Origin of the sequence: Nocardioides aquiterrae (assembly GCF_039526625.1) — a bacterium.
Classification (GTDB): domain Bacteria; phylum Actinomycetota; class Actinomycetes; order Propionibacteriales; family Nocardioidaceae; genus Nocardioides; species Nocardioides aquiterrae.
Genome location: NZ_BAAAJE010000006.1, coordinates 580866 through 607405 on the forward strand (window position 1 = coordinate 580866; position 26540 = coordinate 607405).

Here is a 26540-nt window from a genome sequence, read left to right on the forward strand (position 1 = left end):
GAACCGGGCGACCACGGTGCGGAGGATCTCGGCTTCGGTGGGGATCACCGTGACCATGTCTCGTTCGTATCCGAACGGTCGTTGTGATCCGCCGTGCGGGCGGCCCTCGGCGGCGACTTGTTCCATCTTCCGCATGATGCGGCGACTGATGTTGGCCGACTCCTTGGCCGCGAACGCGCCCAGGATCCGCAGGTGCAGCATGCCGTCGTCGGTGAGCATGTTGGCGTCGCCGGTCACGAACCGGACATGTCGCACCCCGGCAGCCTGGATGGCTTCGGAGAACGCCTCGAGTTCGGCAGGGCGGCGGGTCAGTCGGTCGATGTTGTAGACCAGCACCGCGTCGATCAGGCCCTCGGCCAGGTCGGCCATCATGCGCTGGTACTCGGGGCGGTGCTTGCCGGTGTAGGCCGACAGATCGTTGTCGACATACTCCGCCGCGACCGTCCATCCCAGATCAGCGGCCAACTTGCGGCAGTCTTCAACCTGACGGCCGACGCCCGCGCGAGTGCCGTCCTGGTCGCTGGAGATGCGGGCGTAGATCGCGGCGGACCGTGGCTCTGACATGGGGGCAGATTAGCGATGTTCCGACAACCTGGCGCTGCTGTGCCGGCGGCACCACACGACGGTCCACCACACCGCCTGGCGCCTGGAGATCGATCCCGAGACCCGACGACCCCGCTGGCACCCACCGCCCCGGCGGGCCGATGGACGCATCACCTGGATCGTCTCGCCGCCCATCCGGGCCGCTTGAGCGCGATCACGCGCCGGGCTCGGTGCCGGGCGGGCCGTCTCCGATCGACCGCAGGTGCGCGACGCGCGCCTCGCGCGGCCGCGCGTCCTCCGGCACCCAGTCCTCCCACGGGCCGAGGTCCTCGGCGAACGGCGTGCGCCAGGCGAGATGCCCGAGGATCGCGATGACGAACTGGTCCAGCGTCATGCCGTACCGCTCCGCCCGGTGTCGAAGCTCGATGTCCAGCGCCATCGGCATGCCCGCGATCGCGAAGGAGACCGCGCCCTCGGGCCGCCAGGCAGCGACGTCTCGCCAGTGGTGACGAGGATCCGAGCCCAGGGGGTCGTAGAGGAGCTGGTCCAGCGGGGCGTGCGGTGTCGAGAGGAAGTCGGGGTCCTCCAGCCGGACGCTGGACAGGGCCCGGATGAGCAGGGCGTGGCGCACCCAGTCGTCGTCGCCGGCCGCCCACCACAGCTCGGTGCGGCACCGTTCGCCGAGCAGGCAGCGCACCGCCTCCTCCTCGGCGGGGCCGGCCACCTCGTCGGGCGGGACGACGCCGACGGACAGCCGGCCGCGCGTCCAGGTCAGGGACACCAGGTCACCGGCCTCGGCCGCCGGCAGCCACCCGGGCGGGCCGATCAGGACGGGATCGAGCGTGTCCGCGATGCGCGCCTCGCCACCCGTGGCCAGCGGCAGCGGCTCGAGCGCGGCCATCGCGAGGAACGGCTGCACGCTCTGGCCGAGCCACAGGTCGCAACGGTCCGCCAGCGAGCCGCGCACCCGGTGGGTGAGGACGATGCCGTCGAGCACGTCGCCGAGCCAGGCCACGCGGCCGTCGGGACGATGGACGAGCAGCGTCGCGCTGTCGAGCACGACGCGGACCGCGGTCTCGGTGACCCGGTGGTCGCCGGCGGCGAGCCGCACCCGCCGGGTCAGAGTGGCGACGTCGGTGGGTCCGTCCCGGCGGACGGCGCCGACCAGCCGGTCGTGCAGGGTCTCGTCGATGTCGGGCAGGGGAATCGGCACGAGAGCCTCCTCAGGTCGTGGGGTGTCCGGGCAGCCTGCCCCGGACGGCGACCCGCCGCCGTCCGTCATCCACAGGCCCGGGCGATGGTCCGACCCCGGGAATGGGTAGTGAACAGACATGACCGAGCACCGCGTCCAACCTCAGAGCGGGATCTTCCGGCGCAAGCCGGTCCGGGCGGACGACGGCGAGAGCGGGCTCGAGCGCAGCATCGGGCTGTGGCAGCTGACCGCGATCGGGCTCGGTGCGATCATCGGCGCCGGCATCTTCGCGCTCGCCGGGCCGGTGGCGAAGACCGACGCGGGCCCCGCGGTGACCGTGTCGTTCCTGATCGCCGGGGTGGCGAGCGCGTGCGCGGCCCTGTCGTACGCCGAGTTCGGCGGGCTGATACCAGCGGCGGGCTCGGCGTACACCTACGGGTACGCGGTGCTCGGCGAGTCGGTCGGGTGGTTCATCGGGTGGGACCTGCTGCTGGAGTACACCGCGATCGTGGCGGTGGTCGCCATCGGCGTCTCGCAGTACATCACCTTCCTCGCCGACGCGGTCGGGCTCGACCTGCCGGCGTGGATGTTGGGGGCGCCGGGGACGGGGGACGGGCACCGGATCGACCTGTTCGCCGTGCTCCTGTGCCTGGGGGTCGCCTGGCTCCTCAACCGCGGCATCAAGACCAGCACGCGGGTGGAGACCTGGCTGGTCGGCGTGAAGATCCTGATCGTGCTCGCGGTGATCGCGGTCGGCGCGTTCTACATCGACACCGACAACCTGACGCCGTACTTCCCGCACGGGCTCGGCGGCGCGGCGACCGGGGCGGCGACCGTGTTCTTCGCGGTGTTCGGCTACGACGCCATGAGCACCGCCGCCGAGGAGTCCAAGGAGGCCGAGCGGAACCTGCCGAAGGCGATCATCTACTCGCTGGCGATCGCGATGGTGCTGTACCTGCTGGCCGCCACGGTGCTCACCGGGATGGTGGACTACCGGGACCTCAGCGACACCGCGGCGTTCAGCGCGGCGTTCGAGTCGATCGGGCTGAGCGGCTTCTCGAAGGTGGTCGCGATCGGGGCGATCGTCGGGATCATCACCGTGCTGTTCTCGTTCACGCTGGGCGCCAGCCGGGTCTGGTACGCGATCAGCCGCGACGGGCTGCTGCCGGCCTGGTTCTCGAGGACCAACCGGCACCACTCCCCGAACCGCCCGGTGTGGATCGTCGGCATCGTGTCGGCGGGCATCGCCGGCTTCGTCTCGATCGGGGACGCCGCGGAGCTGACCAACATCGGCATCCTGCTGGCGTTCGTGGTCGTCTCGGCCGCCGTGATCGTGCTGCGCTACCGCTCGCCGGAGCTGCCGCGCACGTTCCGTACGCCGCTGATGCCGTTCACGCCGCTGCTCGGGATCGCCTTCTCGCTGTGGCTCATCACCAAGCTGCAGCCGGAGACGTGGGTGCGGTTCGCGGTGTGGTTCCTGATCGGCGTGGTGATCTACGCGGCGTACGGCTACCGGCACAGCCGGCTCGGGCAGGGCGTCGCCGTGCAGACCAAGGGCACCTGACCGGTCATCCACAGGCGATCGGGTGGCCCTTGCCGCCCACCGGGCCCGCGGCGTTGCCTGGAGGGCATGTCCGCCAAGCGCTCTCGTACCTCCAGCCGGCCCCTGGGCTTCCGCCGCGGCCCGCGCATCGCCGACCTGATGACGCCCGACTACCACGCCTTCGTGGACAGCTCGAACGCCGCGGAGCGGGCGGGTGACGCGGCCACCGCGCTCGAGTACCACCAGGGCATTCCCATGTTCCGCCGCAGCGCGCACCGGGTGACGCTCGAGCAGCTCGCCGGACTGGCCGACGAGATGACGCCGTGGCTGTGGGCGCGCTGGGCGGCGTACCAGTGCACCCGCGCCGAGGACCCGGACACCGACTCTCGCGTCGTCCTCCAGATGGCGCTCGACTACACGCTGCGGATGTTCCACGCCGACGCGATGGAGCAGGCGTACGTCGAGGGCGGCGACCCGGTCCAGGTCATGGCGGTCACCGCCGGCGAGGACTGGGCCTTCCACCAGCTCTGCACGTACGAGCTCGGCGGCCTCGCCTGCTTCCTGGACACCATGCCGACCGGCCGGCTCGCCGCTGAGTGCGGGCTCGCGCGCGGCTGGGTGGACGCCTGGATGGGCGGCTACCGGCTCGAGTCGAGTGCGCCGGGGCCGCTGGTGGTGCGCGACCTCGCCACGGACGAGTCGATCGAGCTGCTGGACCTCGGCGCCCGGCTCCACGCCGGCGCCGGTGGCTGGCTGATCGGCCGTCTGGTGCCGAGCGGCACCACCCCGGCGCTGATGTTCGACACCCGGCCGCTCGCCGTGGACGAGGAGACGGCCGCCGAGACGGCCACGGGGGAGCTCCGTGGTGCGTGGGTCGCCGCGCTCGACCGGGCGTTCCGGGAGGGACGCGTCGACCCCGGCGTCCTGCAGCGTGAGGATCGCGAGCTGGTCACCGACGTGGCCGGCCTGGACCGGCTCGAGCGCGGGACGCCGCCCCGCGAGCTGGCGGGCGCGCGCGAACGGCTGGCGGACGGGCGGGACGAGATCGGCCGGGCGGCGTACCGGATCCTCCGGTCGGCCGCGGAGGGCACGTTCGGGGCCGACGAGGACGCGCCCTTCGTCGCGGCGGCCGCGGTCAACGCCCATGCGTTCTCCGAGGCACTGAAGCAGCTGGTCCGCCCGGAGTGCCGGGCCGGATGGGAGCACTGGGCGGCGCTGGCGCCCGAGCCCGCCCGCGGCCGGCTCACCCGCCTCGCGGACCTCAGCGGCGCCGCCGCAGCATGACCGGGCGACCACTTCCGAATTGCACTGGTCGAACCGGCCGGGATGGGAGAAGATGCTCGCCCAGCCCGGACTCCGGGGGAACGGCTGCGGAGGGGGAGCGACCGCATGACGGTCTTCGTCGTGATCGGTGTCTGCGGTCTCGTGCTGCTCGCGGTGAGCCTGCTGCTCGGCGACCTGCTGGACGGCGTCGGCGACGTGATCCCCAGCGACCTCTTCTCCACCGAGGTCATCGGCGCGTTCGTGGCGGCGCTCGGCTTCGGCGGCGCGATCGCCGACGCAGCAGGAGCCCCCGCCGGCGTCTCCTGGGCCGTCGGCGTGGTGGCCGGCGTCGGGTTCGCGTGGTTCGCGGGCTGGCTGACCCGGCTGGTCCGCGGCGGCGGCAGCGACGGCACCCTGAGCACCGACGACTCGGTCGGGCACAGCGGGCGGGTGGTCAGCGCGATCCCGGCCGACGGGTTCGGCAGCGTCACCGTCGCCGTCGGCGGCCACACGCTGCGGCTGAACGCGCGCGCCGACGTACCCCTCGAACCCGGCACCGAGGTGCACGTCACCGGCGTCATCTCGCCGACGGCCGTGACCGTCGCGCCGGTCTGGAACGAGCTCCCGTGAGCAACCACAACTCGGAAGGACGACTCACATGCTGATCGCCGTCGGGGGACTCGTCGTCCTCCTCGTCCTGCTGGTGCTGCTGGTGACCAGCCGCTACAAGGTCGCCGGCCCCAACCAGGCGTTCATCGTCACCGGCCGCAAGGGCAAGGCGGTGCTCAACCCCGAGACCGGGCAGCTGAGCACGGACCTGTCCGGCCAGAAGGTGGTGCTCGGCGGCGGTGTCTTCGTGATCCCGTTCGTGCAGAAGCTCGCCACCATGGACCTCTCCTCGCGGCGCATCTCGGTGCAGATCCGCGGCGCCGTCTCCGGGCAGGGCATCAAGCTGAACGTCGAGGGCGTGGCGATCGTGAAGGTCGGCGGCAACGCGGACCAGATCCGGCTGGCCGCGCAGCGGTTCCTGAGCCAGCAGCAGGACATCGAGCCGTTCACCCAGGAGGTGCTGGCCGGTGCGCTGCGCTCGATCGTCGGCGGCCTGACCGTCGAGCAGATCATCCGCGACCGGGCGGCGTTCGCCCAGCGGGTGGCCGACGAGTCGGAGAACTCGCTGACCGGGCAGGGCCTGATCCTCGACACCTTCCAGATCCAGGACGTCACCGACGACGGCACCTACCTCGCCGACCTCGGCCGCCCCGAGGCCGCCCGGATCCAGCAGGCCGCCGCGATCGCCGAGGCGAACGCGCGGCAGGCGGCCGAGCAGGCCAAGATCGCCGCCGAGCAGGAGATCGCCGTCTCCCAGCGGACGCTGGCGCTCAAGCAGGCCGAGATCAAGGCCGAGACGGACGCGGCCTCGGCCCAGGCGGCGGCGTCCGGTCCGCTGGCCCAGGCCGACCGCGACCAGGCGATCCTGACCGAGCAGGAGAAGGTCGCCGTCCGGCAGGCCGCCCTGACCGAGCGGCAGCTCGAGACCCAGGTGCGCAAGCCCGCGGACGCCGAGCGCTACCGGGTCGAGCAGGACGCCGAGGCGAAGCGGAACGCCGAGATCGCGGCCGCCGAGGCGCGCAAGGCCGCCACGATCGCGGCCGCCGAGGCCAAGGCGCAGGAGGCCCGGCTCAGCGGTGAGTCCGAGAAGGCGCGTCGTACGGCGCTGGCCGAGGCGAGCCGCGCGGAGGGCGAGGCCCAGGCCGCGGCGACGATCGCCGTGGGGCAGGCGGAGGCCGAGGCGATGAACAAGCGCGCCGACGCGTTCGCCAACTACAACGACGCCGCCGTGCTCCAGATGCTCATCGAGGTGCTGCCGCAGATCGCCAAGGAGGTCGCCGCGCCGATCAGCGGCATCGACCACCTGACGGTGATCTCGCCGGACGGCGCGGGCGCGCTGCCGCGCCAGGTCAACGACAACGTCGTGCAGACGCTCGCGATGCTCAAGAACTCGACCGGCCTCGACCTCGAGGCGCTCGTCCAGAAGGCGGTCGGCGGGACCGGCGGGGCCGGCGGAACCGGCGGCGAGAAGGTCGAGCAAGTCTGAGTACGCCGGCTCATGCCTCGCCCGGGAGTGCCGGGCGAGGCTGACCGCATGGCGAGCTCCCCCCTGATCCGACGTCCGCTGCGTGCCGCGGCCGAGACCGGGCTCCTCGGCGCCGGCTACCTTTTCGCAGGGTCGCTCATCTTCCCGCCGTCGGCGTGCGAGTCGAGACCGACCAATCCCTACCCATGCCTGGGTGGTGCCCTCCTGTACGTCGGGGTGGGCGTCCCGCTCGTCACCCTCGGCATCGCCTGGGCGCTGCGCGGCAAGGGCGCGCTGCACAGCCTCGTGGGCGCCGTCCTCTGCGTGGTCGGCACCCTGCAGGTCCAGGCACGGCTCGGACAAGCCTGGTGGGCCCACGTACCGGACCGGGCGGAGGGCCCGCTGGTCGTGGCGCTGGGATGCCTCGCCGTCTGGCTGTGGGCGGCGTACGCTCCGGGCCGACGCTCCGAGACCTGACCTGGGGTCAGGCGCGGACGCACGCGGCGAGCAGCCGCGGGAGCTCCTTCGCGGGGACCAGGCGGGCGAGCTCCGCCGGGGCCGTCGGCAGCCCGAGCTTCTCGGCGCCCCGGGCCGCCCGGTCGTCGACGTACGGCGCCAGATCGGTCCAGGTGCCCTGCACCTCCCGACAGAAGATCGCCGCGCCGACCGGGCCGATGCCCTTGAACTGCTGGAGGTCGCGCTCGACGTCGTCGGACTCCTCGTGCAGCCGCCGCAGGTCGCCGGCGTACCGGTCCAGCACCGCGTCGGCGAGCTCGCCGAGCTGGGTGGCGGTGCGCTCGTCGTACCGCCGGTAGCGGCCGCGCCCCAGCGCGGCGACCCGCTGCCGGCGCGGGGTGTCGCGGGTGCCGTGCGGGCTCCGGCAGCCGGCGTCGAACAGCTCGCGCGCCGCGGCGACCGCGATGGCCGAGCCGATCCGGGCCGAGAGCAGCAGGCTCAGCACCAGCAGCTGCCAGAGCGGTGCCGGCTCGTCGGTGAGCCGGATGCCGGCCTCCGCGGCGTACGTCGTCCCGTGCCGGTCGAGCAGCGCCTTCAGGTCGTCCTCGTCCATCGGTCAGAGGATCGGGCGTCCGCCCGTCACCGCGATCCGCGCGCCGGAGACGTAGCTGGCCTCGTCGGACGCGAGCAGCACGTAGACCGACGCCAGCTCGGCCGGCTGGCCCGGGCGGCCGAGCGGCACGTCGTCGCCGAACTTCTCGACCTTCTCCGGAGGCATCGTCGCCGGGATCAGCGGCGTCCAGATCGGCCCGGGCGCGACGCTGTTCACCCGGATCCCGCGCTCGCCGAGCAGCTGGGCCAGGCTGGCGCAGAAGTTCGCGATCGCGGCCTTGGTGGCGGCGTACGGCGCGAGCGTGGGGTTCGGGTTGTCGGAGTTGACCGACGAGCTGCCGATGATCGACGAGCCGGGGCCCATGTGCGGCAGCGCGGCCTTGCAGAGGTGGAACATCGCCGAGAGGTTGGTGGCGATCGTGAAGTCCCACTCCTCGTCGGGGATCTCCTCGAGCGTCTCGCGGGTCATCTGGTAGGCCGCGTTGTTGACGAGCACGTCGACGCGGCCGAACTCCTCGACCGCCTTGGCGATGACGTCGCGGCAGTGCTGGGGGTCGCTGACGTCGCCGGGCACCAGCACGGCGCGCCGGCCGGCCTGCTCGACGTACCGCGCCGTGTCCTGGGCGTCCTCGTGCTCGGAGAGGTAGGAGATGAGCACGTCGGCACCCTCGCGGGCGTAGGCGATCGCGACCGCGCGCCCGATGCCGCTGTCGCCGCCGGTGATCACGGCGGCCTTGCCCGTGAGCCGGCCGTGACCCTCGTAGCTCTCCTCGCCGCAGTCCGGGCGGGGCTCCATCTCGTGCTGGTTGCCGGGGGGCTGCTGGTGCTGGGGAGGCTGGTTCATGGGCAGCCAGTGCCCGGCGGGCGACGCGGTATGCCCGGGGCGGGGCGGGGCGGGAGGGGATCCGAGGGGCGCGAGGGTCCGGTGGGGCGCTGTTCACCCTCCGCTCAGCGCGGGAAAGGGGTGTTCCGTGGGTGGACCGGGCACACTGGCTCAATGACGGTGACCCACGCGGAGTCCACAACGACCACTCGGGGGCTGACCTGCGCCGAGCTCGAGGTCCTCGGCAAGGAGCTCGACGCGATCCGGCAGCAGGTGCTCGACAGTCGCGGCGAGCGCGACGCGGCGTACATCCGCCGGCTGGTGAAGGTGCAGCGCCTGCTGGAGCTCTCCAGCCGGGCGGTGTTGCTGAGCAGCCGCAACAAGGTCGCCTGGGTGGCGGGCACCGCCGGCCTGACGCTGGCCAAGATCCTCGACAACATGGAGATCGGGCATAACGTCCTGCACGGGCAGTGGGACTGGATGCGCGACCCGAAGATCCACTCGAGCACGTGGGAGTGGGACCACGTGACACCGGCCGCCCAGTGGAAGCGGGCGCACAACGAGACCCACCACACCTTCACGAACATCCTCGGCCGCGACAACGACCTCGGCTACGGCATCATGCGCGTCGACGAGGCCCAGGAGTGGCAGCCGCGGCACCTCGCGCAGCCGGCGTGGAACTTCGTGACCGCGTGCATCTTCGAGTACGGCATCGCGATGTTCGACCTCGACCTCGGCGACCACCTGCGCGACAAGCGCCAGATGTCGCCGGAGAAGAAGGCCGAGCTCAAGGTGACGCTCCGCAAGGCGGGCCGCCAGCTCACCAAGGACTTCGTGCTCTACCCGGCGCTGTCGGGCCGCGGCTGGCGCTCGACGCTCGCGGCCAACGCGACCGCGAACCTGGTGCGCAACCTGTGGAGCCACTCGGTGATCATGTGCGGCCACTTCCCCGAGGGCGTCTCGACGTTCGAGCAGGCCGAGCTCGACGAGAACGAGACCCGCGGGCACTGGTACCTGCGGCAGATGCTCGGCTCGGCCAACATCTCCGGCTCCAAGGCGCTGCACCTGCTCACCGGCAACCTGTCGCACCAGATCGAGCACCACATCTTCCCGGACCTGCCGAGCAACCGGTACGCCGAGATCGCGCCGCGCGTGCGCGAGGTGTTCGCCCGGTTCGAGCTGCCCTACAACGCGCGGCCGATGGTCCAGCAGGTCGCCAGCGCCTGGCACAAGGTGGTGCGGCTGTCGCTGCCGAACGGCTGGCTGGCCGAGACCAACCGGCGCAACCTGGTGCCGCAGCTCAAGCGGCTGCTGCCCCAGCCGACCCGCGGCGCGGGCACCCCGGCGATCGGCGCCGCCTCGGCGTAGTAGCCCGGTTCCTGGGCTCGGCCCGCCGCAGATGATATCGTGAGTTCGATATCGGAGGTGCCGCCGTGGAGCAGATCCTGATCCGCAACCTGCCGGCCGGGACGAAGGCCAGGTTGCGGGCGCGTGCGGAGCAGCACGGGCGGAGCACCGAGGCCGAGGCGCGTGCCCTCCTGGCGGAGGGCCTCGCCCGGGAGGCGGTCACGCTGGTCGACCTGCTCGGCACCGACGAGGGCGCGGACATCGAGTTCGAGCCCGAGCGGCTCGGCCTCACCGCCCGCGACGTCGACCTGTGAGGTACCTGCTCGACACCAACGTCGTCTCTGCGCTGCGCGTGCGCGGGCGCAACCCCGCGGTCGAGGCCTGGGCCGGGTCCGTGCCGGTCGCCGACCAGCTCGTGTCTGCGACCACCATCGCCGAGCTGGAGCGCGGCGTCGTCGCGAAAGAGCGTTCCGACTCCGCGCAGGGCGAGGTGCTGCGACGGTGGTTCGCCGACCGGGTCCTCCCCGCCTTCGCCGGCCGTGTCCTTCCGTTCGACCTGCCGGCGGCGCGGATCCTCGCCACCTACCGGGTGCCGGAACAGGCACCGCTGGATGACGCCCTCATCGCGGCCGTCGCGCAGGCCAACGGCCTGACGGTGGCGACCCGGAACACCAGGCACTTTGAGTCGCTCGCGGTCCCGCTCGTCGATCCGTGGATCCACCGGTAGCCCCTGGTCTGCCGTGGAGCACTTGTAGCGGGTGTGGGCCGCGCGGTTCCGTTGGACCAGTTCATCGCATCGCGCGCGGAGGCACCACAGCACTGCTAGCCTCCACGCGGCGGTTGCGGGGGCGCCGTCGGTGGGAGGCGGGTATGCCGCGCTTGATGCTGTCGTTCTGTGGCGTGAGCGCGCTCGCGGTCATCCTCGGCAGGTGCGGGATCGTGATCCCGCCGTCCACGGCGACACGTGCCGTGGTTCGGGCAGCGGCGCCGGCCCCTGCGTTCGCGCCATACGCACCCATCGTGGGTGCGGTCGGCGTCATCGGCGCCATCAATTCGGCCTACGACATGTGTCTCGGAGCCTGACATCGCTTCCGTCGCGCCACGGCCGGCCGACGCCGCATCATGATGGCCGCTGACATCGACCAGCTGCAGGTCGACCTCGGCGACGGGTTCCAGCTGGCCACGAAGATCGTGATCGCGGTCTTCCTCTTCGGCGTCGCCCTCGACGTCCGCCCCCGCGACCTCCGCGACGTGGTGCGCCGGCCGCTCGCCATCGGCGCGGGGCTGCTCGCGCAGTACGCCGTGATGCCGGCGCTCACGCTGCTGCTCACGCTCGCGCTCGACGTCCGCGGGTCGGTGGCGATCGGCATGATCCTCGTGGTCTGCTGCCCGGCCGGGAACCTGTCGAACATCCTGACCCACCGGGCTCGCGGCGACGTGGCGCTGTCGATCTCGCTGACCACCGCCTCGAACGTGGTGGCGATCGCGCTCACCCCGGTCGCGGTCGCGTTCTGGTGCGGCCTCAACCCGGCCGCCGACGACCTGATGCGCGACGTCTCGATCGACGCCTGGGGGATGGTCGCCGAGGTCGCGCTGCTGATCGGACTGCCGTTCGCGCTGGGCCTGCTCGTGGCGTGGCGGCTGCCGCGTGTCGCGGCGCGGGCGCGCCGGTACGTCGAGCCGGGCGCGTTGGTGCTGCTCCTGCTGATCGTGGTCGGCGGGCTGGCCGGGCGGTTCGAGGCGTTCCGCGGCTACGTCGGCGCGGTGGCGCTGGCGATCGTCCTCCAGAACGCCCTCTCGCTCGGGGTCGGCTTCGGCACCGGCCGCGGCCTGCGGCTCCCCGAGCCCGGTGTGCGGGCGATGACGTTCGAGCTCGGCGTCCGCAACACCGGCCTGGCCCTGGTGCTCGCCCTCGGGTTCTTCGGCGACCTGGGCGGCGTGGCGTTCGTGGCCGCGCTCTGGGGCCTGTGGGACGTGACGACCGGGCTGGTGCTGTCGACCTGGTGGAAGCGGGCCACGGGCCGCGCAGCACCTGCGGGATCGCCGGAGGTCACGGCTCCACGGTAGAAGCGAGCTCGGCCTCCGCCTGCGGGCCCGGGACCACGTGGGTCGCCACGCGGACGACCGGCACGAGCAGGCCGACCAGCGCCGCTCCGGCGGCCACGACGGCGAGCACGGCGAAGCCGTGCGTGTAGCCGGACTCCTGCGGGAACCCGGACGGCTGGATGCTCGCGGTGATCACGCTGGTCACGACGGCCGCGCCGATGGCGCCGCCGACCGTGCGGATGTTGGTGTTCATGCCGGTCGCGACGCCGGTCTGCGACTGCGGGACGGCGGCGACCACCAGGTTCGACATCGCGGCGAACGCGAGGCCGAAGGCCAGGCCGAGGCCGACCGTCGCCACCACGACCTGCCAGACCTGGTCGTGGGCGACCGTCAGGGCCAGCGTCGAGAGCGCGGTCAGCGCGGCGCCGAACACCATCATCGCCTTGGAGCCGAACCGGGCCGTCAGCCGGCCCGCGAGCACCCCGGCGACGAACGACGCGACGGTCTGCGGCAGGAGCAGCAGGCCGGAATCGGTGACGCTGACGCCGAAGCCGTACCCGGCGGACTCCGGCGTCTGCAGGAACTGGGGGAGGAACGCGTAGGTCGCGTACATGCCGGCGCCGAACAGCAGCGCGACCAGGTTGACCGTCCACACCGTCGGGATCCGCATCATCCGCATGTCGACCAGCGGCTGGTCGCTGCGCGCCTCGGCCCAGACCCAGGTGACCAGCAGCACGGCGGCCGCCGCGAACAGGCCGAGCACCCGCGCCGACGACCAGCCCCACAGGTGGCCCTGGCTGACGCCGACCAGCAGCGCCACCAGCCAGGCCGACAGCAGCAGCGCCGTACCGACGTTGATCCGGCCGGGCGTGCGCTCCGGCGACTCCGGGACGTAGAACGCCGCCGCGAGCGCGGCCACGATCGTCATCACCATCGGGATCCAGAACAGCCAGTGGTAGCTGAGCGCGTCGACCACGGGCCCCGCGATCACCAGGCCGACGCCGCCGCCGACGGCGAGCAGCGCGGACGCCGTACCGATGGCGCCGGCGACCTTGTCGCGCGGGAACTCGTCGCGGACGATGCCGAAGGTCAGCGGCAGCACCCCGCCGCCGATGCCCTGCACCACGCGCGCGGCGATCATCAGCTCGATGTTGGTGGCGATCGCGGCCAGCAGCGAGCCGACCGCCAGCGCGGCCAGCGCGACGACCAGCATCCGCTCCTTGCCGACCTTGTCGCCGATCCGGCCGATGATCGGGGTGAACACGCTCGCCGACAGCAGGTACGCCGTCAGCACCCAGCTCACCGTCGCCTGGTCGGTGCCGAGCCCGGCCTCAATGGTCGGGAGCACCGGGTTCACCATCGACTGCAGCAGCGAGAACGCCGCCACCCCGAGGCAGAGCACGGCGAAGGTGACGCGGTAGTCGGCACGGCGTTCGAGGGGAGCGGTCACGTGCGACCGCAACCCCGGCCGCGCTGGATTCATTCCGTAGCCTGGAGCGGTCATGCCCCAGGTCCAGCTCTGCCACCACTTCGACGCCGGCCGGTGCCGCTCGTGCACGTGGCTCGGGACGCCGTACGACGTGCAGCTGGTCGCCAAGCAGCGACAGGTCGAGGACCTACTCGCCGGCCACGGTCTCGCCGACGCCTCCTGGCTGCCGCCGGTGGCCAGCGCGCAGCTCGGCTTCCGGAACAAGGCCAAGATGGTGGTGCACGGGACCGTCGAGGCGCCGACGCTCGGGATCCTGAACCCGGCCGGCGCGGGCGTCGACCTGCGCGACTGCCCGCTGCACACCCCCGGGATCCGGGCGGCGCTGCGGGTGCTGGCCGCGTTCGTGACCCGCGCGGCGCTGACGCCGTACGACGTGCCGACGCGGCGGGGTGAGCTCAAGCACCTGCTGGTGACCGAGTCACCGGACGGCGAGCTGATGGTGCGCTTCGTGCTGCGCTCGCAGGAGCCGGTCGCGCGGATCCGCAAGCACCTGGCCGGGCTGCGGTCCGAGCTGCCCACCCTGGCGGTCGCGTCGGTGAACCTCCAGCCCGAGCACAAGGCGATCCTCGAGGGCGACCGGGAGATCCCGCTGACCGAGCAGGAGACGCTGACCATGCGCGTCGACGGGCTCGCGCTGCACCTGCGGCCGCAGAGCTTCTTCCAGACCAACACCGCGATGGCGGCCGAGCTCTACCGGCTCGGGCGGTCGTGGGTCGGGTCGGTGGCGCCCGCCACGGTGTGGGACCTCTACTGCGGCGTCGGCGGCTTCGCGCTCGCGATCGCGGGTACCGGTGCCGCGGTGACCGGGATCGAGATCAGCCCCGAGGCAGTCGCGTCGGCGCGGCTCAGTGCCGCCGACCTCCCGGACGTGCGCTTCGAGGTGGGCGACGCGACGGCGTACGCCGCGGCTGCCGGCGCGCCGCCGGACCTGGTCGTGGTGAACCCGCCGCGGCGCGGCATCGGCCCGGAGCTGGCCGGCTGGCTGGAGTCCTCGGGCGTGCGGCACGTGCTCTACTCGAGCTGCAACGCGCAGACGCTGGCGAAGGACCTCGACGCGATGCCGTCGCTGCGGCCGGTCCGCGGGCAGCTGCTCGACATGTTCCCGAACACCGCCCACTACGAGGTCCTGACCCTGCTGGAGCGGTCGTGAGCGACCCGCGGGCGCTGCTCGAGGAGGAGCGGCGGCGTACCCGCGAGCGGCTGGCCGCGCTGCGCGGCGACTACCGCGGCTTCGTCGAGGCGTCGAAGGACACCAACGCCGACGACGAGCACGACCCCGAGGGCGCCACCATCGCGTTCGAGCGGTCCCAGGTCGGCGCCCTGGTGCGGCAGGCCGAGGCCCACCTCGAGGAGATCGACGCGGCGCTCGCGCGGGTAGCCGCGGGGACGTACGGCGTCTGCACGGTCTGCGGCCGGCCGATCCCGGCCGAGCGGCTCGAGGTCCGACCGACCGCGACGACCTGCGTCGGGTGCGCTCGATAGGCGGTCGTGGGACCCTCGACCATGAGCATGGGCGAGGTGAGCGGCGCGTCCTTCACGCTCGGCTCGGCCTTCCGGCCGGGGACGATCGGCGACGCGGCCGTGGCGCGGATGGTCGCCGTGCTCGACGAGCAGGACGGGGCGCCCTCCATCGAGCGGCTGCGGGCCTGGGCGCTCGCCGCCGGCGACGTCCGCCGGGGGGAGCTCTGCGTGGACGTCGGCAGCGGGACCGGCACCATGACCCGGCGGCTCGCCGGGCTGGCCGGCCCCGACGGCCGGGCGATCGGCATCGAGCCGAACGGGATGCTGCGCGAGGTCGCGCGGGTCCGGGCCGCGGAGGTCGGGTCGGCCGCGGAGTTCTGCCAGGGGCTGGCCACCGAGATCCCGCTGCCCGACGGCAGCGCCGACGTGCTGTGGTGCGAGCGGGTGCTCCAACACGTGCCGGATGCCGGCGCCGCGGTCGCCGAGTTCGCGCGGGTGCTGCGGCCCGGCGGCCGGGCGCTGCTGCTCGACTCCGACCACGAGTCGCGGGTCGAGTCCGATGTCGACCCGGCCGTGTCCCGGGCCATGACGACGGCGTTCATGGGCCAGCTCGCGAACCCCACCGCGGCCCGGCACATCCCGCGCCAGGCGATCGAGGCCGGCCTGCACGTCGACCCCGACGTCGGCTCGTCGGCGCTGGTCCTCCCGCAGGAGGTCCTCCGCGACTCGCACCTGTCCCGGCTCTCCGCGGAGCAGGCGGTCGCCGACGGTCTCATCACCGCGGAGCAGGCCGAGGCCGCGCTCGCCGCCCTGGCGGAGGCGGCTCGGCACGGGTGGGCGTTCTGGGCCGTGACCGTCTTCGGATTCGTCTGCCGCAAGGACTAGCGCCACAATCGAGGCATGCGCCGACTTCTCCCCGCCCTCGTCGCACTCCTGCTCGTCGCCCTCGCCGCACCGGCGTCGGCCACCCCGCCGACCGAGCGGACGATCAGCGACCCGGCGGAGGCCGGCAAGGCCTACGACATCGTCTCGGTCACGATGAAGGCGGCGCCGGCCGCCGGCCGCAAGGCCCAGGTGACCGTCGTGCACAGCCGCCGGGTCGACGTGGGCGACGGGATCGACGTCTGGGTCGACACCGACGACGACCGCGTCCCCGACCTGTTCATCACCGGGCTGTCCTTCAGCGAGTACGGCGTCTACAAGGCGCGCGACTGGGACCGGCACCACCAGGACATCACCGACCGCGGCTGCGCGTCGGTGAAGATGACCGGCGCCAGGTCGGTCATCCGGTTCGACCCCAGCTGCCTCGGCGCCTCCGAGCGGTTCGCGGTGTCGGTGCGGTCGCACGGCCAGGACCGCCCGGCGCGCACCGACGACTACGTCCCGCGGCCGGAGCGGTGGACGAAGAAGGTCCTCTCGTACGCGAGCTGAACCGTCCGCGCCGACCCGCGGACTCGAGCCGCCCAGGCCCCTGATCGCGCCTCACCACTGACCCGCCAGACTGGGGCCATGGAGCAGCGGACCCTCGGAAGGACCGGCCGCGACGTGTCGGTCGTCGGCCTCGGCACCTGGCAGCTCGGCGCCGACTGGGGCGACGTGACGGAGGCCGACGCGCACGCCGTGCTCGACGCGTCGGTGGATGCCGGGGTGACGTTCTTCGACACCGCCGACGTGTACGGCGACGGCCGCAGCGAGGAGATCATCGGCAGCTTCCTGCGCTCGCACCCCGACGTCTTCGTCGCCACGAAGATGGGCCGGCGGATGGCGCAGGAGCCCGGCAACTACACCCTCGACAACTTCCGATCGTGGATCGACCGGTCCCGGCGCGGGCTCGGGGTGGAGCGGCTCGACCTGGTCCAGCTGCACTGCCCGCCGACCGAGGTCGTCGAGGCGGACCGCGTCTACGACGACCTGGACACGCTGGTCGCCGAGGGCGCCATCGCGGCGTACGGCCTGAGCGTGGAGACCTGCGACCAGGCGCTCGCGGCGATCGCCCGGCCGAACGTGGCGACCGTCCAGATCATCCTCAACGCGTTCCGGCTCAAGCCGCTGGACCAGGTGCTGCCCGCGGCCGCCGAGGCCGGCGTCGGGATCATCGCGCGGGTGCCGCTGGCGTCCGGGCTGCTGTCGGGGAAGTACGACGAGTCGACGACGTTCGCCGCCGACGACCACCGCACCTACAACCGCGACGGCAGCGCCTTCGACGTGGGGGAGACCTTCTCGGGGGTCGACTTCGCGACCGGGGTCGAGGCCGCCCGCGCGTTCTCGGACCTCATCGACGCGGTCGGGCCGACCGGGCTGAGCCCGGCCGAGGTGGCGCTGGCGTGGGTCTGGCAGCAGCCGGGCGTCACGACGGTCATCCCCGGCGCCCGCAACGCCGCCCAGGCCCGGGCGAACGCCGCCGCCGGCGACGCGGACCCGCTCCCACCGGCGTTCCTCGACGGCGTGCGGGACCTGTACGACCGGTACTTCCGCGAGGCCGTGCACGGGCGCTGGTAGCGGCGCGCCCCAGCCGTCACGCGAGCAGCTTGCGGAGCTTGGCGGCGGCGTGGAACCGGCGCTGCCGGCGCCGGAGGTCGGCGCGACGGGCGCGGACGGAGCCGAGCTCGTCGACCTCGAGGTGGGCCAGCATCAGGGCGGTGGTCGGGTCGGTGATGTTCAGTGCAGCGATCATGTCGGCGACAGTGCTGCCCTGAGGTAGCCGCCCACATCGGACGACCGCCTTAGATCGGGTGGTGGGGTACCTCAGACGGGGGGCTAGGCTGGGTCCCGATGAGCGACGAGGACTACTGCGAGCTGTGTGACCTCCCGAAGTCCCAGTGCATCCACGGGAACCCGCCCGCCCCTCCGCCGCCCCGCGCGACCGCCCGCACGGCCACGCCGCGCGCGAGCCGGCCGGTGGTGAAGAAGGCCGCACCGACGCGCACCGTGCCCCGCAGGTGGACGCCGCCGGACGCCTTCAAGGCCGACATCGTCGCGGTCCTCGAGGACGCCGGCGGCGAGCTCGAGCAGGAGGATCTCTTCCGCGCCCTCGAGGCGCGGGTGGCCGAGCGGCTCACCGAGGCCGACCACCAGACGACGCCCGAGGGCGAGCTGCGGTGGCGGTACGCCGCCCGCCGTGCCCGCCAGGCGCTGATCACCGACGGCGCGATGGTCAAGGGCCGTCCGGGCGTCTGGTCGCTGGGCTGAGCCGTGCCCGAGCTCAACGTCCTCGGCGGGCCGCTGGAGCCGTGTGGGACCGACCCGGTGACCGGGTTCTACCGCGACGGCAGCTGCCGCAGCGGCGCGGAGGACGTCGGTCGCCACGCGGTGTGCGCGGTGATGACCGAGGAGTTCCTCGCGCATCAGCAGGCCGTCGGCAACGACCTGACGACGCCGCTGCCCGCCTACGCGTTCCCGGGCCTGCAGCCCGGCGACCGCTGGTGCGTGGTGGCCGCGCGCTGGCTGCAGGCGTACGAGGACGGGTTCGCCGCGCCCGTCGTCCTGGCCTCGACCCACGAGCGGGCGCTCGAGATCGTCCCGCTGCGGGCGCTCGAGGAGCACTCGGTGGACGTGCCGGGCGATCCGGGCGCGCTGCTCTGACCCGTCACTGAGGAGCGCTCAGGACAGGCACCCCTGCTCGGCCCCGAGCGCGTGCAGCCCGGTCAGGTCGCCGGCCTCGTAGCGCCCGCGGTAGCCGGACTGCAGCGAGGGATACATGATCTGGCTGCTGGCGCCGGTGTGGTCGAGCCCGATCGCGTGGGCGATCTCGTGCAGCAGGAGCGCACCGATCGTCTTCCCCTTGCCGAACCCGCCCGACAGCCGGGCGGTGGCGTCGACCGCCACGCCGCCGTACACGTAGCGCCACGGTCCGTCGCCGACCCGCTGGGCGGTGGAGCCGCCGAGACCGGCGGTGCTGCCGCGCAGGCCGGGCACCTGCCGCGGCGTGGCCCACGCGATCACCAGGCCGGCGGCGAGGTGCTGGGAGGAGTCGGGCCCGGTGGTGAACGGGACCTTGCGCGTGGACCCGGCCGCGCGGAACGGGATCCCGGTGGCGGCGTGCACCTGGTCGAACGCCCGCTTCACCAGCTTGGCGCTGCCCCGGGGCGCCTTGCGCAGGTTGGTGCGGTACTCGACCGTGCGGCACGGGTCCCACCGCGCCGGTGGCGAGAACCGGCTCCAGGCGTCGCTGCTGCCGCGCGGGTCGTAGCGCGGGTGGACCGACACCGTCTGCTGGGGCGAGGCCCCGCTGTCGGCGGTGGCCGTCTTCGGCGCCACCACCCGCAGCACGTGGTCGCCGTACCAGTCGGTCGGCACGCGCATCTGATAGGCGCCGGCGGCGTCGGTCGTCGACGTCCGCATCGGCCGCCAGCCCGCGTCGGTGGCGAACTGCAGCTCGACGTCCCGCGGCTCCAGGTCCGACCCCGTGACCGTCCCGGACACCGTCACCTCGGTGCGGACCGGGACGTCGTTCGCGCTGACCACCGCGGTGACGACCGTGGGCACCGGCCCGGGCGCCGCCTCGGCGCCCGCCGCGGTACCCGCCGCCGTCGCCACCACCAGGAACGTGGCGGCGAGGAGCCGCCCGCATCGGTTGACCATTCCTTACTCCTGCCTCACCGGCCCCTCCGGATCCATCCTGACCCACGGCGCCCGTCGTGAAACGCGCCGCCGCCCAGGAAGTTGACGGTTAATCGGAAGCGTCCGGGTCGGCCTCGAGAGCACCATGGGGGCATGCACGCACAGCTGATGGGTCGCCGGTCGTGGCGGGCCCTCACCGACGAGGAGAAGCAGCTGCGCCTCGACGAGCTGCGGCGCCGCCAGCAGGCGCAGATCGAGGTCGAGCTGCGGTTCCTGCGGCGCCGCTGATCCGGTCCAGTCCACCGGCGGTTTGCCGGTCGCGGGCACCGGCGCGGTCCTAGCGTTCGTCCCATGACCGACACCAACGAACCTGCGCAGTCGCAGTCGGCCGTCCCGCCGCCGTACGAGGCCGCGCCGGCCGCTCCCGAGCCCGTCCCCGCGATGGCGGGCGGCGCCCTGGCAGCGCCGTACGCCGCTGCCGCCGGGCCGGTGGGCAAGATCCGCAGCACCGGCACCTGCATCCTGCTGACGGTCGTCACCCTGGGCGTCTACAGCTGGTACTGGTACTACAAGGTCCACGACGAGATGAAGCGCCACTCGGGCGAGGGCATCGGCGGCGGCATCGCGCTGCTGCTCGCGATCCTCGTCGGCATCGTGATGCCGTTCATCACCTCGAACGAGGTCGGCAAGCTCTACGAGCGCGACGGCAAGAAGCCGCCGGTCACGGCCGCCACCGGCCTCTGGTACCTCCTGCTCGGCTGGCTGTTCCTCATCGGCGCGATCGTGTGGTTCGTGAAGACCAACGGCGCGCTCAACGACTACTGGCGCTCGAAGGGTGCCCGCGAGGACTGAGCGACGGATCAGGGGGCGGGGATGAGGGCCAGGAACGGTCGCACCGGCCCCTCGGGGTCGAGGTCCAGCTCGATCTCCGTGCCCTCCGCTGCCGGCACCGCCTCGCTCAGGTCGCCCGGGGGCCACGGCAGCCAGACGAGCGTGGTCGGCGTGCGCCGGCGGAACTCCTGGTAGGCAGCGCGCGCGGTTGCCGCGACCTCCTCCTGCGGAGGACGGTGCTCGGGACTGCGCTGGCACCAGCTGAACTGGTACAGCCCGACGTAGCCGAGGTCTTCGTACTCCTCGTCGATGCACTCGAGGAGCGCTCTGATCTGCGCAGGGACGGTCACAGCGTCGGGTTCCCTTCGAGAGCGATCTTGATGGGCTTGCCGCCGTTCTGGGAGACAACAGCGTACGGACCGTGCGTCAGCGGGTCCGGGCGACTTCCCGGGTAGCCCTCCATCAGCCGGATCTGCCGCCCGCCCCGAGCCGGATCCACGAAGACCAGACCCTCGCCCCGTCGGGAGGACCGGACCTCCCATTCACCCAGGACCTGCCGGAGATCGTGGCGGCTGAGGCCCCGCAGCGACTGCGGATCGAAGAGCCGCGGGTCGTGGAAGGTGCGCCGCACCTCCTGCAGTCGCTCGAGGTCCCTCACCGACAGGGTGAGCGCCCGCGCATCGGAGGCCATCACCGCCCCCGCGAACCGGCCGAACACCGACCGCGCTCGCAGCACCAGCTCGCCGGCGGTCCGGAGCACCGCGGACGCGGCGGCAGCGGCGGCGCGGATAGCCTCGACGAAGGCCATGATCCGCGGCAGCTGGGCGCCGATGCGGGCGATGTTGACCGCGGTGGCGCCCGCCGCGGCGCCGCCGGCGGTGACCAGGCTGAGGCCGATGCCGATGCCCTCGATGATCAGCGAGTCGCGCAGCAGGTCGAGGAGGAGGTCGACGAGGGCGGCGCGCTGCTCCTCGACCTGGTCGGCGTACCGCTCGCAGGCGCCGGCGATCGCGACGTACTGGTCGGCGAGGTCGCAGATGCCGCCCTTCAGGGTGCGGACCGCGTCGAGGGCGAGCGGGATCTCGGGGGAGTGCTCGTCCGCCAGCGCCGAGAGCGCGAGGTCGCAGTGGTCGACGAGGACCGACAGCCCGTCGGCCGCGCCGCGCCAGGTGGCGCCGGCCGCACGGAGCTTGTCGACGTCGGCGTCGGGCCAGACGAAGGACTCGAGGTGGTCCAGGATCCAGGTCAGCTCGCCGGGCAGGCTCGACGGGTCGCCGCCCAGCGCCGAGGGGACCGCGGCCGGGGCGAACGTCGTGTACATCGGCGCCTCGACGGCCGGCAGCCCCTCGGCGGCGCGGTGGTTGCCCAGCGAGCCGTGGGTCAGCCGGCCGAGCGCCGCGAAGGAGTCCGCCAGGTCGGCCAGGGCGGCGACGCCGTCGGCGGCGGCCGCGTCGTACGACGCCGCGAAGTCGGCCGAGCTCGAGGAGTCGCCGGCCATCGCGGCGTACCCGGACAGCGCAGCCACCAGCGACTCGTGGCGCAACGCCGTGGCCCGGCCGGCGTGCGCGAACGCGCGCGCCGCGGTGGTGTACCCACCGCCGTCGATCAGGAGCCTCATGCCGCGAGGCTGCCCGCGCCCGGCGCTGCCGACGCGACCGATCCGCACGCTGTGGATAACCACCCCTTCGGAGGGGTACGGCACCGGAATGGCTCTCCGACTCGTGGCGGGGGCGACGGCGCTGACCGTTGCCGTGACCGGCGGCCTCCTGTCCGTGCCGAACACACCGAGCTCCGCGGAGCAGGCGCCGCGGGGCAAGGGTCATCAGGCGCACTGGACGGAGGCGGACAAGGCCGGCTTCGGGACCGCGCGGACCCGCCGCAGCAACGTGTGGTTCACGCTGCAGGGCGGCCGGGTCAGCGAGGTCTTCTACCCCGACCTGTCGACGCCCAGCGTGCGCAGCCTGGAGCTCGTCGTCCGCGGCCCCGGCTTCGCCGACCGGCTCGGCCGGGACACGGCCACCACGACCAGCCGGCCGGAGGCGCGCAGCCTGCGCTACACCCAGGTCGACACCGACCCCGACGGGCGCTACCGGGTCACCCAGGAGTACGTCACCGACCCGCACCGCCCCTCCCTCGTCGTGCACGTGCGCCTCGAGTCGCTGGACGGCGGCGACTACCACCTCGGGCTGCGCTACGACCCCGCGCTCGCCAACGACGGCTCGGACGACCGGGGCCGCGCCCGCCGGCACGCGCTGGTCGCCACGGACGGCACCGTCGCGTCCGGCCTGGTCGCGCGACCGGCGCTCCGCGGGACCGCCAGCCGGCCCGCCGGCACGGGCGACGTCGTCCAGACCGCCCGGCTGGCCGACCGCGCCACGCTCACCCTCGGGTTCGGCGCCACCGCCGGACAGGCGCTGCACCGGGCCCGGCAGTCCCTGTCGACCCCGTTCGGCGACATCCGGGCGGCGTACGACCGCGGCTGGCGCCGGTACGTCGGCACGCTCCGCGACGTGCCCGCCAGCGCGGCGGCGGTCCGGCGGCAGTACCTCGGCTCGGCGCTGGTGCTGGCCGCCGCCGAGGACAAGCGGCACCCCGGCGCGTTCGTCGCCTCGCCCTCCGTGCCGTGGGTGTGGGGCGACGAGGTGCAGGACCTGTCCTCGCCGAGCGGGGCCTACCACCTGGTGTGGTCGCGCGACGCCTACCAGTTCGGCACCGCGCTCTGGGCGGACGGCGACCGGGCCGCCGCGCGCCGGATCGTGCGCTGGCTGTTCCGGACGCAGCAGAAGCCGGACGGGTCCTTCCCGCAGAACTCCGACGTCTCGGGCGCGCCGGTCTGGGGCTCGGTCCAGCTCGACGAGGTCGCGCTGCCGATCGTGCTGGCCCACCTCGTCGGCAAGGACGACCCCGCGACCTGGCGCGGCGTGCGGAAGGCGGTCCGGTTCCTGCTGTCCTTCCGCGACGAGGAGACCGGCCGGCGCGCGCCGTACACCACCCAGGAGCGGTGGGAGAACCAGTCCGGCTACTCGCCGAACTCGATCGCCGCGCAGATCTCCGGGCTGCTCTGCGCCGCCGACATGGCCGCCCGGAAGGGGCACCCGGCGACGGCCCGGAAGTGGCGGGCGATCGCCGACCGCTGGCAGGCGCACGTGAAGGACTGGACGGTCACGACGAACGGACCGCTGTCGGACGGCCCGTACTTCCTCCGGCTGACCAAGAACGGCAGGCCGAACACCGCCAGCCCGTACCCGATGGGCGACGGCGGCCCGCGGAGCATCGACCAGCGCAAGGTCGTCGACCCCAGCTTCTTGGACCTCGCGCGGTTCGGCATCCTCCCGGCCGACGACCCGGCCGTCACCAACACCCTCGGCGTCATCGACCGCAGGCTGCGCGTGGACACCCCGAACGGACCGTTCTGGCGCCGCTTCAACCACGACGGGTACGGCGAGACCCGCACCGGCAAGGAGTGGACGATCACCGACCCCGGCACCCACCGGACCCTCGGCCGCGGCTGGCCGATCCTCACCGGCGAGCGGGGCGAGTACGCCGTCGCGGCCGGTGCCGACGCGTCGTCGTACCTCAGCGCGATGGCGGCCGCCAGCGGTCCGGCGGACATGCTGGCCGAGCAGGTCTGGGACGGCCGGCCCCCGACCGGCGAGCCGTGCTGCCCGGCCGGCGAGGGCACCCGCTCGGCGACGCCGCTGACCTGGTCGCACGCCGAGCTGGTGCGGCTGGCGTGGACCATCCAGCGCGGCCGGCCCGTCGACCGCCAGGCGGTCGTGGCCAACCGCTACCTCAGGTGACGACCCGGATCTCCTCGCCCAGCCGCGCGCCCCGGCGCAGCTCGAGGTCGTCGCCGGACCAGAACTTGCCGGGGTCGTAGTAGTTCGTGGGGCGGCTGCCGTCGAGCAGGCCCATCGCGGTGTACGTGGCCGCCACCACCTCGGCGCAGTACGTCAGCTCGGCCGGAGCCGGCCGCCGGACCCGGCCGCGGGCCCAGCGGCCGATGAGCTTGGCGGTCGCCGGGAACGGCGTACCGTCCAGCCGCGCGATCGTGCGCAGCACGGCGTCCTCCATCTCGCGGGTCACGGTCGCGTCGAGCTGGCGCAGCCAGGCCTGCTGCTCGTAGCGGCCGGTCCACTGCTCGACGGCGCCGCGGAGGTCGTGCAGCTGGACGCCGCGGTGGTGGCTGTTGGTCCACACGTCCATCAGGCCCTTGCCGAGCTCGGCGTGCCACATCAGCGGGGGCAGGTCATCGAGGACCACCGCCATGCCGACGTGGTTGACCGGCGCGTTGGTCAGGACCCGGATAGCGTGGTCGGCGGTGGAGCGCCCGCGGAACAGCCAGAGGTCGCCGGTGCGGGTCAGGTCCACCGCCTCGTCGAGAGTCAGCTGAGTCATGGAGGGTCCTCGTGAAGCTGTGGAAGTGGCTCGGGGTCGCGGGGCTGGCCGGAGTGGCCGCCACCGGGGTCATCATCGCCCGCGACCAGCGCCAGCGCGCGCAGCTCACGCCGGAGGAGGTCCGCGACAAGCTGCGCGACCGGCTCGCGGAGTCGGGAGACTAGCTCCAAGTCGGCTCCCAGTCGCCTCCAAGGGCGCGCGCGCACGATGGGCGTGCCCGCCAGGGAGGCGGGCTGCCATCGAGGGAGGAACCGACATGAAGACCACGCTGATCGAGCGTCGACACGCCTGGCGCGCCCTGTCGCAGCAGGACAAGCAGCAGCGGCTGGTGGACCTGCGCCGCCAGCACCAGCAGCAGGTGGAGTTCGAGATGCTGCGCCTGCAGACCGTCCGGTGACCCGGTCCGTGCACGCCCGAGTTGCATTCCGCGGCGCGAGCCGGGCACCGTGGAGGGGACGTGATTCTTCTGTTGCGCTCCGTCCTCGGTGTCCTGCTCGCCCTCGGGGTGGGCTCGGTCGCCCGGGCCAGCGACCCCGTGGCGCCGGAGGCCAGGACGAGTCCTGAGCCGCGCCTGGTGGTCACGTCGCCGACCGACGCGTCCCGCCAGCTGCTCGACGTCCCCACCCTCGTCGGCGCGACGCCGTCCGCCGCGGTCGTCGTCCACCCGGACGACGTCCGCCAGCCCTGGTGGGGGACCGGCGCCACCCTGACGGACTCGTCCGTGACGCTGCTGCGGGATCGCCCCGACCTGCTGAAGACCCTCTTCCGGGGCCCAGCGGCCGGGGGTGCCCGGCTGAACCTGCTCCGGCTCCCGCTCTCGGCCACCGACTTCTCCCCGTGGCCGTGGACCTGGGAGCCGCGCGGCAGTACGGCGCGGCCGCCCGCCGAGGCGCGCGACGCGGCATCCCTCGTCCGGTCGATCCGGAAGATCCGCCCCGGCCTGCGGGTGATCGGCACCCCGTGGTCCGCGCCCGCGAGCATGAAGACCTCGGGGACCGTCCGCGGTGGCGGGCTCGCCGACGCCGCGCTACCGGCGTACGGCCAGCTGCTGGTCGACCAGCGCCGGTGGCTGCGCGCCCACGGCGTGCCGCTGTGGGCGATGACGCTGGGGAACGAGCCGGGCTACAGCACCGACTACCCCTCGATGACGATGACGGACCAGCAGATGGTCGCCCTCGCCGACCAGGTCGGGCCCGCGATCGGCAGCACCCGACTCTGGGCGCTCGACCACAACTGGTCCGATCGCGGCCGGGTGGACGCGCTGCTCGGCGCGACGTCGGCGTTCGACGGCGCGGCCTTCCACTGCTACGGGGGCCAGCCCAGCCAGATGGCCGGGCTCGCCGTGCCCCGCCTGGTCACCGAGTGCACCGGCACGACCGACGGCGCGCCGGGGACCTTCGCGTGGGACGCGAAGAACCTCGTGGCCGACGCGGTCGCGGCCGGCTCCTCGGGGCTGATGATGTGGAACCTCGCGCTCGACCCCACCCACGGCCCGGTCGATCCCGGCTCGCAGTGGGGCTGCCGTCAGTGCCGCGGGCTGCTGACGGTCTCGCCGGCGGGTCCGGAGATCCGCGAGCCGGAGTTCTTCACGCTCGCGCACCTCGGCCGTGCGGCGGCCCCGGGCGGTCGGGTCGTCGGCGTCGACGCACCTTCGTGGCTGAGCGTCGCGGCCTTCCGCAACCCGGACGGCTCGGTCGGCGTGTTCGGCCAGAACCGCTCCGGAGCGCCGCAGACGGTGTCCTTCGCAGTCGGGTCGAGCACGCGGACCTACCCGATCGGGGTGGGCGAGATGTTCAGCTACCGCCTGCCGGCGTCCTGAGGGTGCGAGGTTTCGGGTCGTGTGCCTGAGAACGCGCCATAGCGCGGTCTGGGGCACACGACCCGGCCGCCAGCACGCGTGAC

Annotated in this window: 32 protein-coding genes; 22 read left to right on the plus strand and 10 right to left on the minus strand. The window is 73.3% G+C overall.

What is annotated here, in order from left to right:
• On the minus strand, positions 1 to 564 hold a 564-nt coding region (locus ABD086_RS09670; RefSeq protein ID WP_343907290.1), incomplete at its 3' end, for a recombinase family protein.
• Between the two features lie 193 nt (positions 565 to 757).
• The gene (locus tag ABD086_RS09675; protein ID WP_343907291.1) at positions 758 to 1756 is read right to left on the minus strand and encodes a hypothetical protein; all 999 of its coding nucleotides are present in this window, start codon (positions 1754 to 1756) and stop codon (positions 758 to 760) included.
• Between the two features lie 118 nt (positions 1757 to 1874).
• On the opposite strand from ABD086_RS09675, the gene ABD086_RS09680 reads away from it, so the two are divergent.
• The 5 genes from ABD086_RS09680 to ABD086_RS09700 all read left to right on the plus strand — a co-directional run bounded on the left by ABD086_RS09680 (position 1875) and on the right by ABD086_RS09700 (position 7092).
• On the plus strand, positions 1875 to 3299 hold the full coding sequence (locus tag ABD086_RS09680) for an amino acid permease (RefSeq protein ID WP_343907292.1): 1425 nt from the start codon (positions 1875 to 1877) through the stop codon (positions 3297 to 3299).
• A 66-nt stretch (positions 3300 to 3365) separates the two neighbouring features.
• On the plus strand, positions 3366 to 4562 hold the full coding sequence (locus ABD086_RS09685) for a hypothetical protein (protein WP_343907293.1): 1197 nt from the start codon (positions 3366 to 3368) through the stop codon (positions 4560 to 4562).
• 105 nt (positions 4563 to 4667) lie between these two features.
• Positions 4668 to 5171: a hypothetical protein gene (locus ABD086_RS09690; protein WP_343907294.1), complete on the plus strand. Its 504-nt coding sequence runs from the start codon at positions 4668 to 4670 to the stop codon at positions 5169 to 5171.
• 28 nt (positions 5172 to 5199) lie between these two features.
• Complete coding sequence (locus tag ABD086_RS09695; RefSeq protein ID WP_343907295.1) at positions 5200 to 6636, plus strand: flotillin family protein; 1437 nt, start codon at positions 5200 to 5202, stop codon at positions 6634 to 6636.
• A 48-nt stretch (positions 6637 to 6684) separates the two neighbouring features.
• Positions 6685 to 7092 carry a hypothetical protein gene (locus ABD086_RS09700; RefSeq protein WP_343907296.1) on the plus strand — a complete coding sequence of 136 codons (408 nt, stop codon included), beginning with the start codon at positions 6685 to 6687 and terminating at the stop codon, positions 7090 to 7092.
• A 7-nt stretch (positions 7093 to 7099) separates the two neighbouring features.
• On the opposite strand, the gene ABD086_RS09705 is transcribed toward ABD086_RS09700, so the two are convergent.
• Both ABD086_RS09705 and ABD086_RS09710 read right to left on the minus strand, forming a co-directional pair.
• Positions 7100 to 7684: an endonuclease gene (locus ABD086_RS09705; protein ID WP_343907297.1), complete on the minus strand. Its 585-nt coding sequence runs from the start codon at positions 7682 to 7684 to the stop codon at positions 7100 to 7102.
• A 3-nt stretch (positions 7685 to 7687) separates the two neighbouring features.
• The gene (locus ABD086_RS09710; RefSeq protein ID WP_343907298.1) at positions 7688 to 8527 is read right to left on the minus strand and encodes an SDR family oxidoreductase; all 840 of its coding nucleotides are present in this window, start codon (positions 8525 to 8527) and stop codon (positions 7688 to 7690) included.
• Between the two features lie 153 nt (positions 8528 to 8680).
• On the opposite strand from ABD086_RS09710, the gene ABD086_RS09715 reads away from it, so the two are divergent.
• From ABD086_RS09715 to ABD086_RS09730, 4 genes are all read left to right on the plus strand, one after another.
• Positions 8681 to 9874, plus strand: a complete 1194-nt coding sequence (locus tag ABD086_RS09715; RefSeq protein ID WP_343907299.1) for a fatty acid desaturase family protein — start codon at positions 8681 to 8683, stop codon at positions 9872 to 9874.
• Positions 9875 to 9939: 65 nt separating this feature from the next.
• Entirely contained in the window at positions 9940 to 10167 is a 228-nt protein-coding gene (locus ABD086_RS09720; protein ID WP_343907300.1) for a FitA-like ribbon-helix-helix domain-containing protein, read from the plus strand.
• The gene (locus ABD086_RS09725; protein ID WP_343907301.1) at positions 10164 to 10580 is read left to right on the plus strand and encodes a type II toxin-antitoxin system VapC family toxin; all 417 of its coding nucleotides are present in this window, start codon (positions 10164 to 10166) and stop codon (positions 10578 to 10580) included. Before ABD086_RS09720 ends, ABD086_RS09725 begins: the two co-directional genes overlap by 4 nt.
• A gap of 398 nt (positions 10581 to 10978) precedes the next feature.
• The gene (locus ABD086_RS09730; RefSeq protein ID WP_343907302.1) at positions 10979 to 11920 is read left to right on the plus strand and encodes a bile acid:sodium symporter family protein; all 942 of its coding nucleotides are present in this window, start codon (positions 10979 to 10981) and stop codon (positions 11918 to 11920) included.
• Here the strand turns inward: ABD086_RS09730 and ABD086_RS09735 are convergent.
• The gene (locus ABD086_RS09735) at positions 11904 to 13349 is read right to left on the minus strand and encodes an MFS transporter (protein WP_343907303.1); all 1446 of its coding nucleotides are present in this window, start codon (positions 13347 to 13349) and stop codon (positions 11904 to 11906) included. The genes ABD086_RS09730 and ABD086_RS09735 overlap by 17 nt on opposite strands.
• A gap of 52 nt (positions 13350 to 13401) precedes the next feature.
• Here ABD086_RS09735 and rlmC point away from each other — a divergent pair, with 52 nt between their 5' ends.
• The 5 genes from rlmC (at position 13402) to ABD086_RS09760 (ending at position 17348) form a co-directional block, all read left to right on the plus strand.
• Entirely contained in the window at positions 13402 to 14538 is a 1137-nt protein-coding gene (rlmC, locus tag ABD086_RS09740) for a 23S rRNA (uracil(747)-C(5))-methyltransferase RlmC (protein ID WP_343907304.1), read from the plus strand.
• Complete coding sequence (locus tag ABD086_RS09745; RefSeq protein WP_343907305.1) at positions 14535 to 14870, plus strand: TraR/DksA family transcriptional regulator; 336 nt, start codon at positions 14535 to 14537, stop codon at positions 14868 to 14870. Before rlmC ends, ABD086_RS09745 begins: the two co-directional genes overlap by 4 nt.
• 21 nt (positions 14871 to 14891) lie before the next feature.
• Entirely contained in the window at positions 14892 to 15734 is an 843-nt protein-coding gene (locus ABD086_RS09750) for a methyltransferase domain-containing protein (protein WP_343907306.1), read from the plus strand.
• A 15-nt stretch (positions 15735 to 15749) separates the two neighbouring features.
• Positions 15750 to 16280 (plus strand): hypothetical protein, encoded by a 531-nt coding sequence (locus ABD086_RS09755; protein WP_343907307.1) that lies wholly within the window; start codon positions 15750 to 15752, stop codon positions 16278 to 16280.
• Between the two features lie 78 nt (positions 16281 to 16358).
• Positions 16359 to 17348, plus strand: a complete 990-nt coding sequence (locus tag ABD086_RS09760; protein WP_343907308.1) for an aldo/keto reductase — start codon at positions 16359 to 16361, stop codon at positions 17346 to 17348.
• A 16-nt stretch (positions 17349 to 17364) separates the two neighbouring features.
• Here the strand turns inward: ABD086_RS09760 and ABD086_RS09765 are convergent, their stop codons facing one another.
• A complete protein-coding gene (locus ABD086_RS09765) occupies positions 17365 to 17523 on the minus strand; it encodes a hypothetical protein (RefSeq protein WP_343907309.1) in 159 nt (52 codons plus the stop codon).
• A 98-nt stretch (positions 17524 to 17621) separates the two neighbouring features.
• Here ABD086_RS09765 and ABD086_RS09770 point away from each other — a divergent pair, with 98 nt between their 5' ends.
• Together ABD086_RS09770 and ABD086_RS09775 are read left to right on the plus strand one after the other, a co-directional pair.
• Complete coding sequence (locus ABD086_RS09770) at positions 17622 to 18038, plus strand: hypothetical protein (RefSeq protein WP_343907310.1); 417 nt, start codon at positions 17622 to 17624, stop codon at positions 18036 to 18038.
• A 3-nt stretch (positions 18039 to 18041) separates the two neighbouring features.
• Complete coding sequence (locus ABD086_RS09775; RefSeq protein WP_343907311.1) at positions 18042 to 18431, plus strand: DUF2237 family protein; 390 nt, start codon at positions 18042 to 18044, stop codon at positions 18429 to 18431.
• 18 nt (positions 18432 to 18449) lie between these two features.
• On the opposite strand, the gene ABD086_RS09780 is transcribed toward ABD086_RS09775, so the two are convergent.
• The gene (locus tag ABD086_RS09780; RefSeq protein ID WP_343907312.1) at positions 18450 to 19430 is read right to left on the minus strand and encodes a matrixin family metalloprotease; all 981 of its coding nucleotides are present in this window, start codon (positions 19428 to 19430) and stop codon (positions 18450 to 18452) included.
• Between the two features lie 132 nt (positions 19431 to 19562).
• Here ABD086_RS09780 and ABD086_RS09785 point away from each other — a divergent pair, with 132 nt between their 5' ends.
• Complete coding sequence (locus ABD086_RS09785; protein ID WP_343907313.1) at positions 19563 to 19697, plus strand: hypothetical protein; 135 nt, start codon at positions 19563 to 19565, stop codon at positions 19695 to 19697.
• A 63-nt stretch (positions 19698 to 19760) separates the two neighbouring features.
• Positions 19761 to 20261, plus strand: a complete 501-nt coding sequence (locus tag ABD086_RS09790) for a DUF4234 domain-containing protein (RefSeq protein WP_343907314.1) — start codon at positions 19761 to 19763, stop codon at positions 20259 to 20261.
• Between the two features lie 8 nt (positions 20262 to 20269).
• On the opposite strand, the gene ABD086_RS09795 is transcribed toward ABD086_RS09790, so the two are convergent.
• A complete protein-coding gene (locus ABD086_RS09795) occupies positions 20270 to 20590 on the minus strand; it encodes a hypothetical protein (protein ID WP_343907315.1) in 321 nt (106 codons plus the stop codon).
• The gene (locus tag ABD086_RS09800) at positions 20587 to 21858 is read right to left on the minus strand and encodes a WXG100-like domain-containing protein (protein WP_343907316.1); all 1272 of its coding nucleotides are present in this window, start codon (positions 21856 to 21858) and stop codon (positions 20587 to 20589) included. The genes ABD086_RS09795 and ABD086_RS09800 overlap by 4 nt, the downstream gene beginning before the upstream one ends.
• An 88-nt stretch (positions 21859 to 21946) precedes the next feature.
• Here ABD086_RS09800 and ABD086_RS09805 point away from each other — a divergent pair, with 88 nt between their 5' ends.
• Complete coding sequence (locus ABD086_RS09805; RefSeq protein WP_343907317.1) at positions 21947 to 24040, plus strand: glycoside hydrolase family 15 protein; 2094 nt, start codon at positions 21947 to 21949, stop codon at positions 24038 to 24040.
• On the opposite strand, the gene ABD086_RS09810 is transcribed toward ABD086_RS09805, so the two are convergent.
• Entirely contained in the window at positions 24033 to 24638 is a 606-nt protein-coding gene (locus ABD086_RS09810; RefSeq protein ID WP_343907318.1) for a hypothetical protein, read from the minus strand. The genes ABD086_RS09805 and ABD086_RS09810 overlap by 8 nt on opposite strands.
• 11 nt (positions 24639 to 24649) lie before the next feature.
• Here ABD086_RS09810 and ABD086_RS09815 point away from each other — a divergent pair, with 11 nt between their 5' ends.
• From ABD086_RS09815 to ABD086_RS09825, 3 genes are all read left to right on the plus strand, one after another.
• The gene (locus tag ABD086_RS09815) at positions 24650 to 24802 is read left to right on the plus strand and encodes a hypothetical protein (protein WP_343907319.1); all 153 of its coding nucleotides are present in this window, start codon (positions 24650 to 24652) and stop codon (positions 24800 to 24802) included.
• A gap of 92 nt (positions 24803 to 24894) precedes the next feature.
• Positions 24895 to 25035: a hypothetical protein gene (locus tag ABD086_RS09820; RefSeq protein WP_343907320.1), complete on the plus strand. Its 141-nt coding sequence runs from the start codon at positions 24895 to 24897 to the stop codon at positions 25033 to 25035.
• A gap of 60 nt (positions 25036 to 25095) precedes the next feature.
• Positions 25096 to 26457: a glycoside hydrolase family 30 protein gene (locus tag ABD086_RS09825; RefSeq protein WP_343907321.1), complete on the plus strand. Its 1362-nt coding sequence runs from the start codon at positions 25096 to 25098 to the stop codon at positions 26455 to 26457.
• Positions 26458 to 26540 lie beyond the last annotated feature (83 nt).

Excerpts from the sequence above, each read along its gene's own strand:
- ABD086_RS09680 (WP_343907292.1), top strand. The coding sequence starts at position 1,875 with ATGACCGAGCACCGCGTCCAACCTCAGAGCGGGATCTTCCGGCGCAAG.
- ABD086_RS09685 (WP_343907293.1), top strand. The coding sequence starts at position 3,366 with ATGTCCGCCAAGCGCTCTCGTACCTCCAGCCGGCCCCTGGGCTTCCGC.
- ABD086_RS09690 (WP_343907294.1), top strand. The coding sequence starts at position 4,668 with ATGACGGTCTTCGTCGTGATCGGTGTCTGCGGTCTCGTGCTGCTCGCG.
- ABD086_RS09695 (WP_343907295.1), top strand. The coding sequence starts at position 5,200 with ATGCTGATCGCCGTCGGGGGACTCGTCGTCCTCCTCGTCCTGCTGGTG.
- ABD086_RS09700 (WP_343907296.1), top strand. The coding sequence starts at position 6,685 with ATGGCGAGCTCCCCCCTGATCCGACGTCCGCTGCGTGCCGCGGCCGAG.
- ABD086_RS09705 (WP_343907297.1), bottom strand. The coding sequence starts at position 7,684 with ATGGACGAGGACGACCTGAAGGCGCTGCTCGACCGGCACGGGACGACG.
- ABD086_RS09710 (WP_343907298.1), bottom strand. The coding sequence starts at position 8,527 with ATGAACCAGCCTCCCCAGCACCAGCAGCCCCCCGGCAACCAGCACGAG.
- ABD086_RS09715 (WP_343907299.1), top strand. The coding sequence starts at position 8,681 with ATGACGGTGACCCACGCGGAGTCCACAACGACCACTCGGGGGCTGACC.
- ABD086_RS09730 (WP_343907302.1), top strand. The coding sequence starts at position 10,979 with ATGGCCGCTGACATCGACCAGCTGCAGGTCGACCTCGGCGACGGGTTC.
- rlmC (WP_343907304.1), top strand. The coding sequence starts at position 13,402 with ATGCCCCAGGTCCAGCTCTGCCACCACTTCGACGCCGGCCGGTGCCGC.
- ABD086_RS09750 (WP_343907306.1), top strand. The coding sequence starts at position 14,892 with ATGAGCATGGGCGAGGTGAGCGGCGCGTCCTTCACGCTCGGCTCGGCC.
- ABD086_RS09755 (WP_343907307.1), top strand. The coding sequence starts at position 15,750 with ATGCGCCGACTTCTCCCCGCCCTCGTCGCACTCCTGCTCGTCGCCCTC.
- ABD086_RS09760 (WP_343907308.1), top strand. The coding sequence starts at position 16,359 with ATGGAGCAGCGGACCCTCGGAAGGACCGGCCGCGACGTGTCGGTCGTC.
- ABD086_RS09765 (WP_343907309.1), bottom strand. The coding sequence starts at position 17,523 with ATGATCGCTGCACTGAACATCACCGACCCGACCACCGCCCTGATGCTG.
- ABD086_RS09770 (WP_343907310.1), top strand. The coding sequence starts at position 17,622 with ATGAGCGACGAGGACTACTGCGAGCTGTGTGACCTCCCGAAGTCCCAG.
- ABD086_RS09780 (WP_343907312.1), bottom strand. The coding sequence starts at position 19,430 with ATGGTCAACCGATGCGGGCGGCTCCTCGCCGCCACGTTCCTGGTGGTG.
- ABD086_RS09785 (WP_343907313.1), top strand. The coding sequence starts at position 19,563 with ATGCACGCACAGCTGATGGGTCGCCGGTCGTGGCGGGCCCTCACCGAC.
- ABD086_RS09790 (WP_343907314.1), top strand. The coding sequence starts at position 19,761 with ATGACCGACACCAACGAACCTGCGCAGTCGCAGTCGGCCGTCCCGCCG.
- ABD086_RS09800 (WP_343907316.1), bottom strand. The coding sequence starts at position 21,858 with ATGAGGCTCCTGATCGACGGCGGTGGGTACACCACCGCGGCGCGCGCG.
- ABD086_RS09805 (WP_343907317.1), top strand. The coding sequence starts at position 21,947 with ATGGCTCTCCGACTCGTGGCGGGGGCGACGGCGCTGACCGTTGCCGTG.
- ABD086_RS09810 (WP_343907318.1), bottom strand. The coding sequence starts at position 24,638 with ATGACTCAGCTGACTCTCGACGAGGCGGTGGACCTGACCCGCACCGGC.
- ABD086_RS09820 (WP_343907320.1), top strand. The coding sequence starts at position 24,895 with ATGAAGACCACGCTGATCGAGCGTCGACACGCCTGGCGCGCCCTGTCG.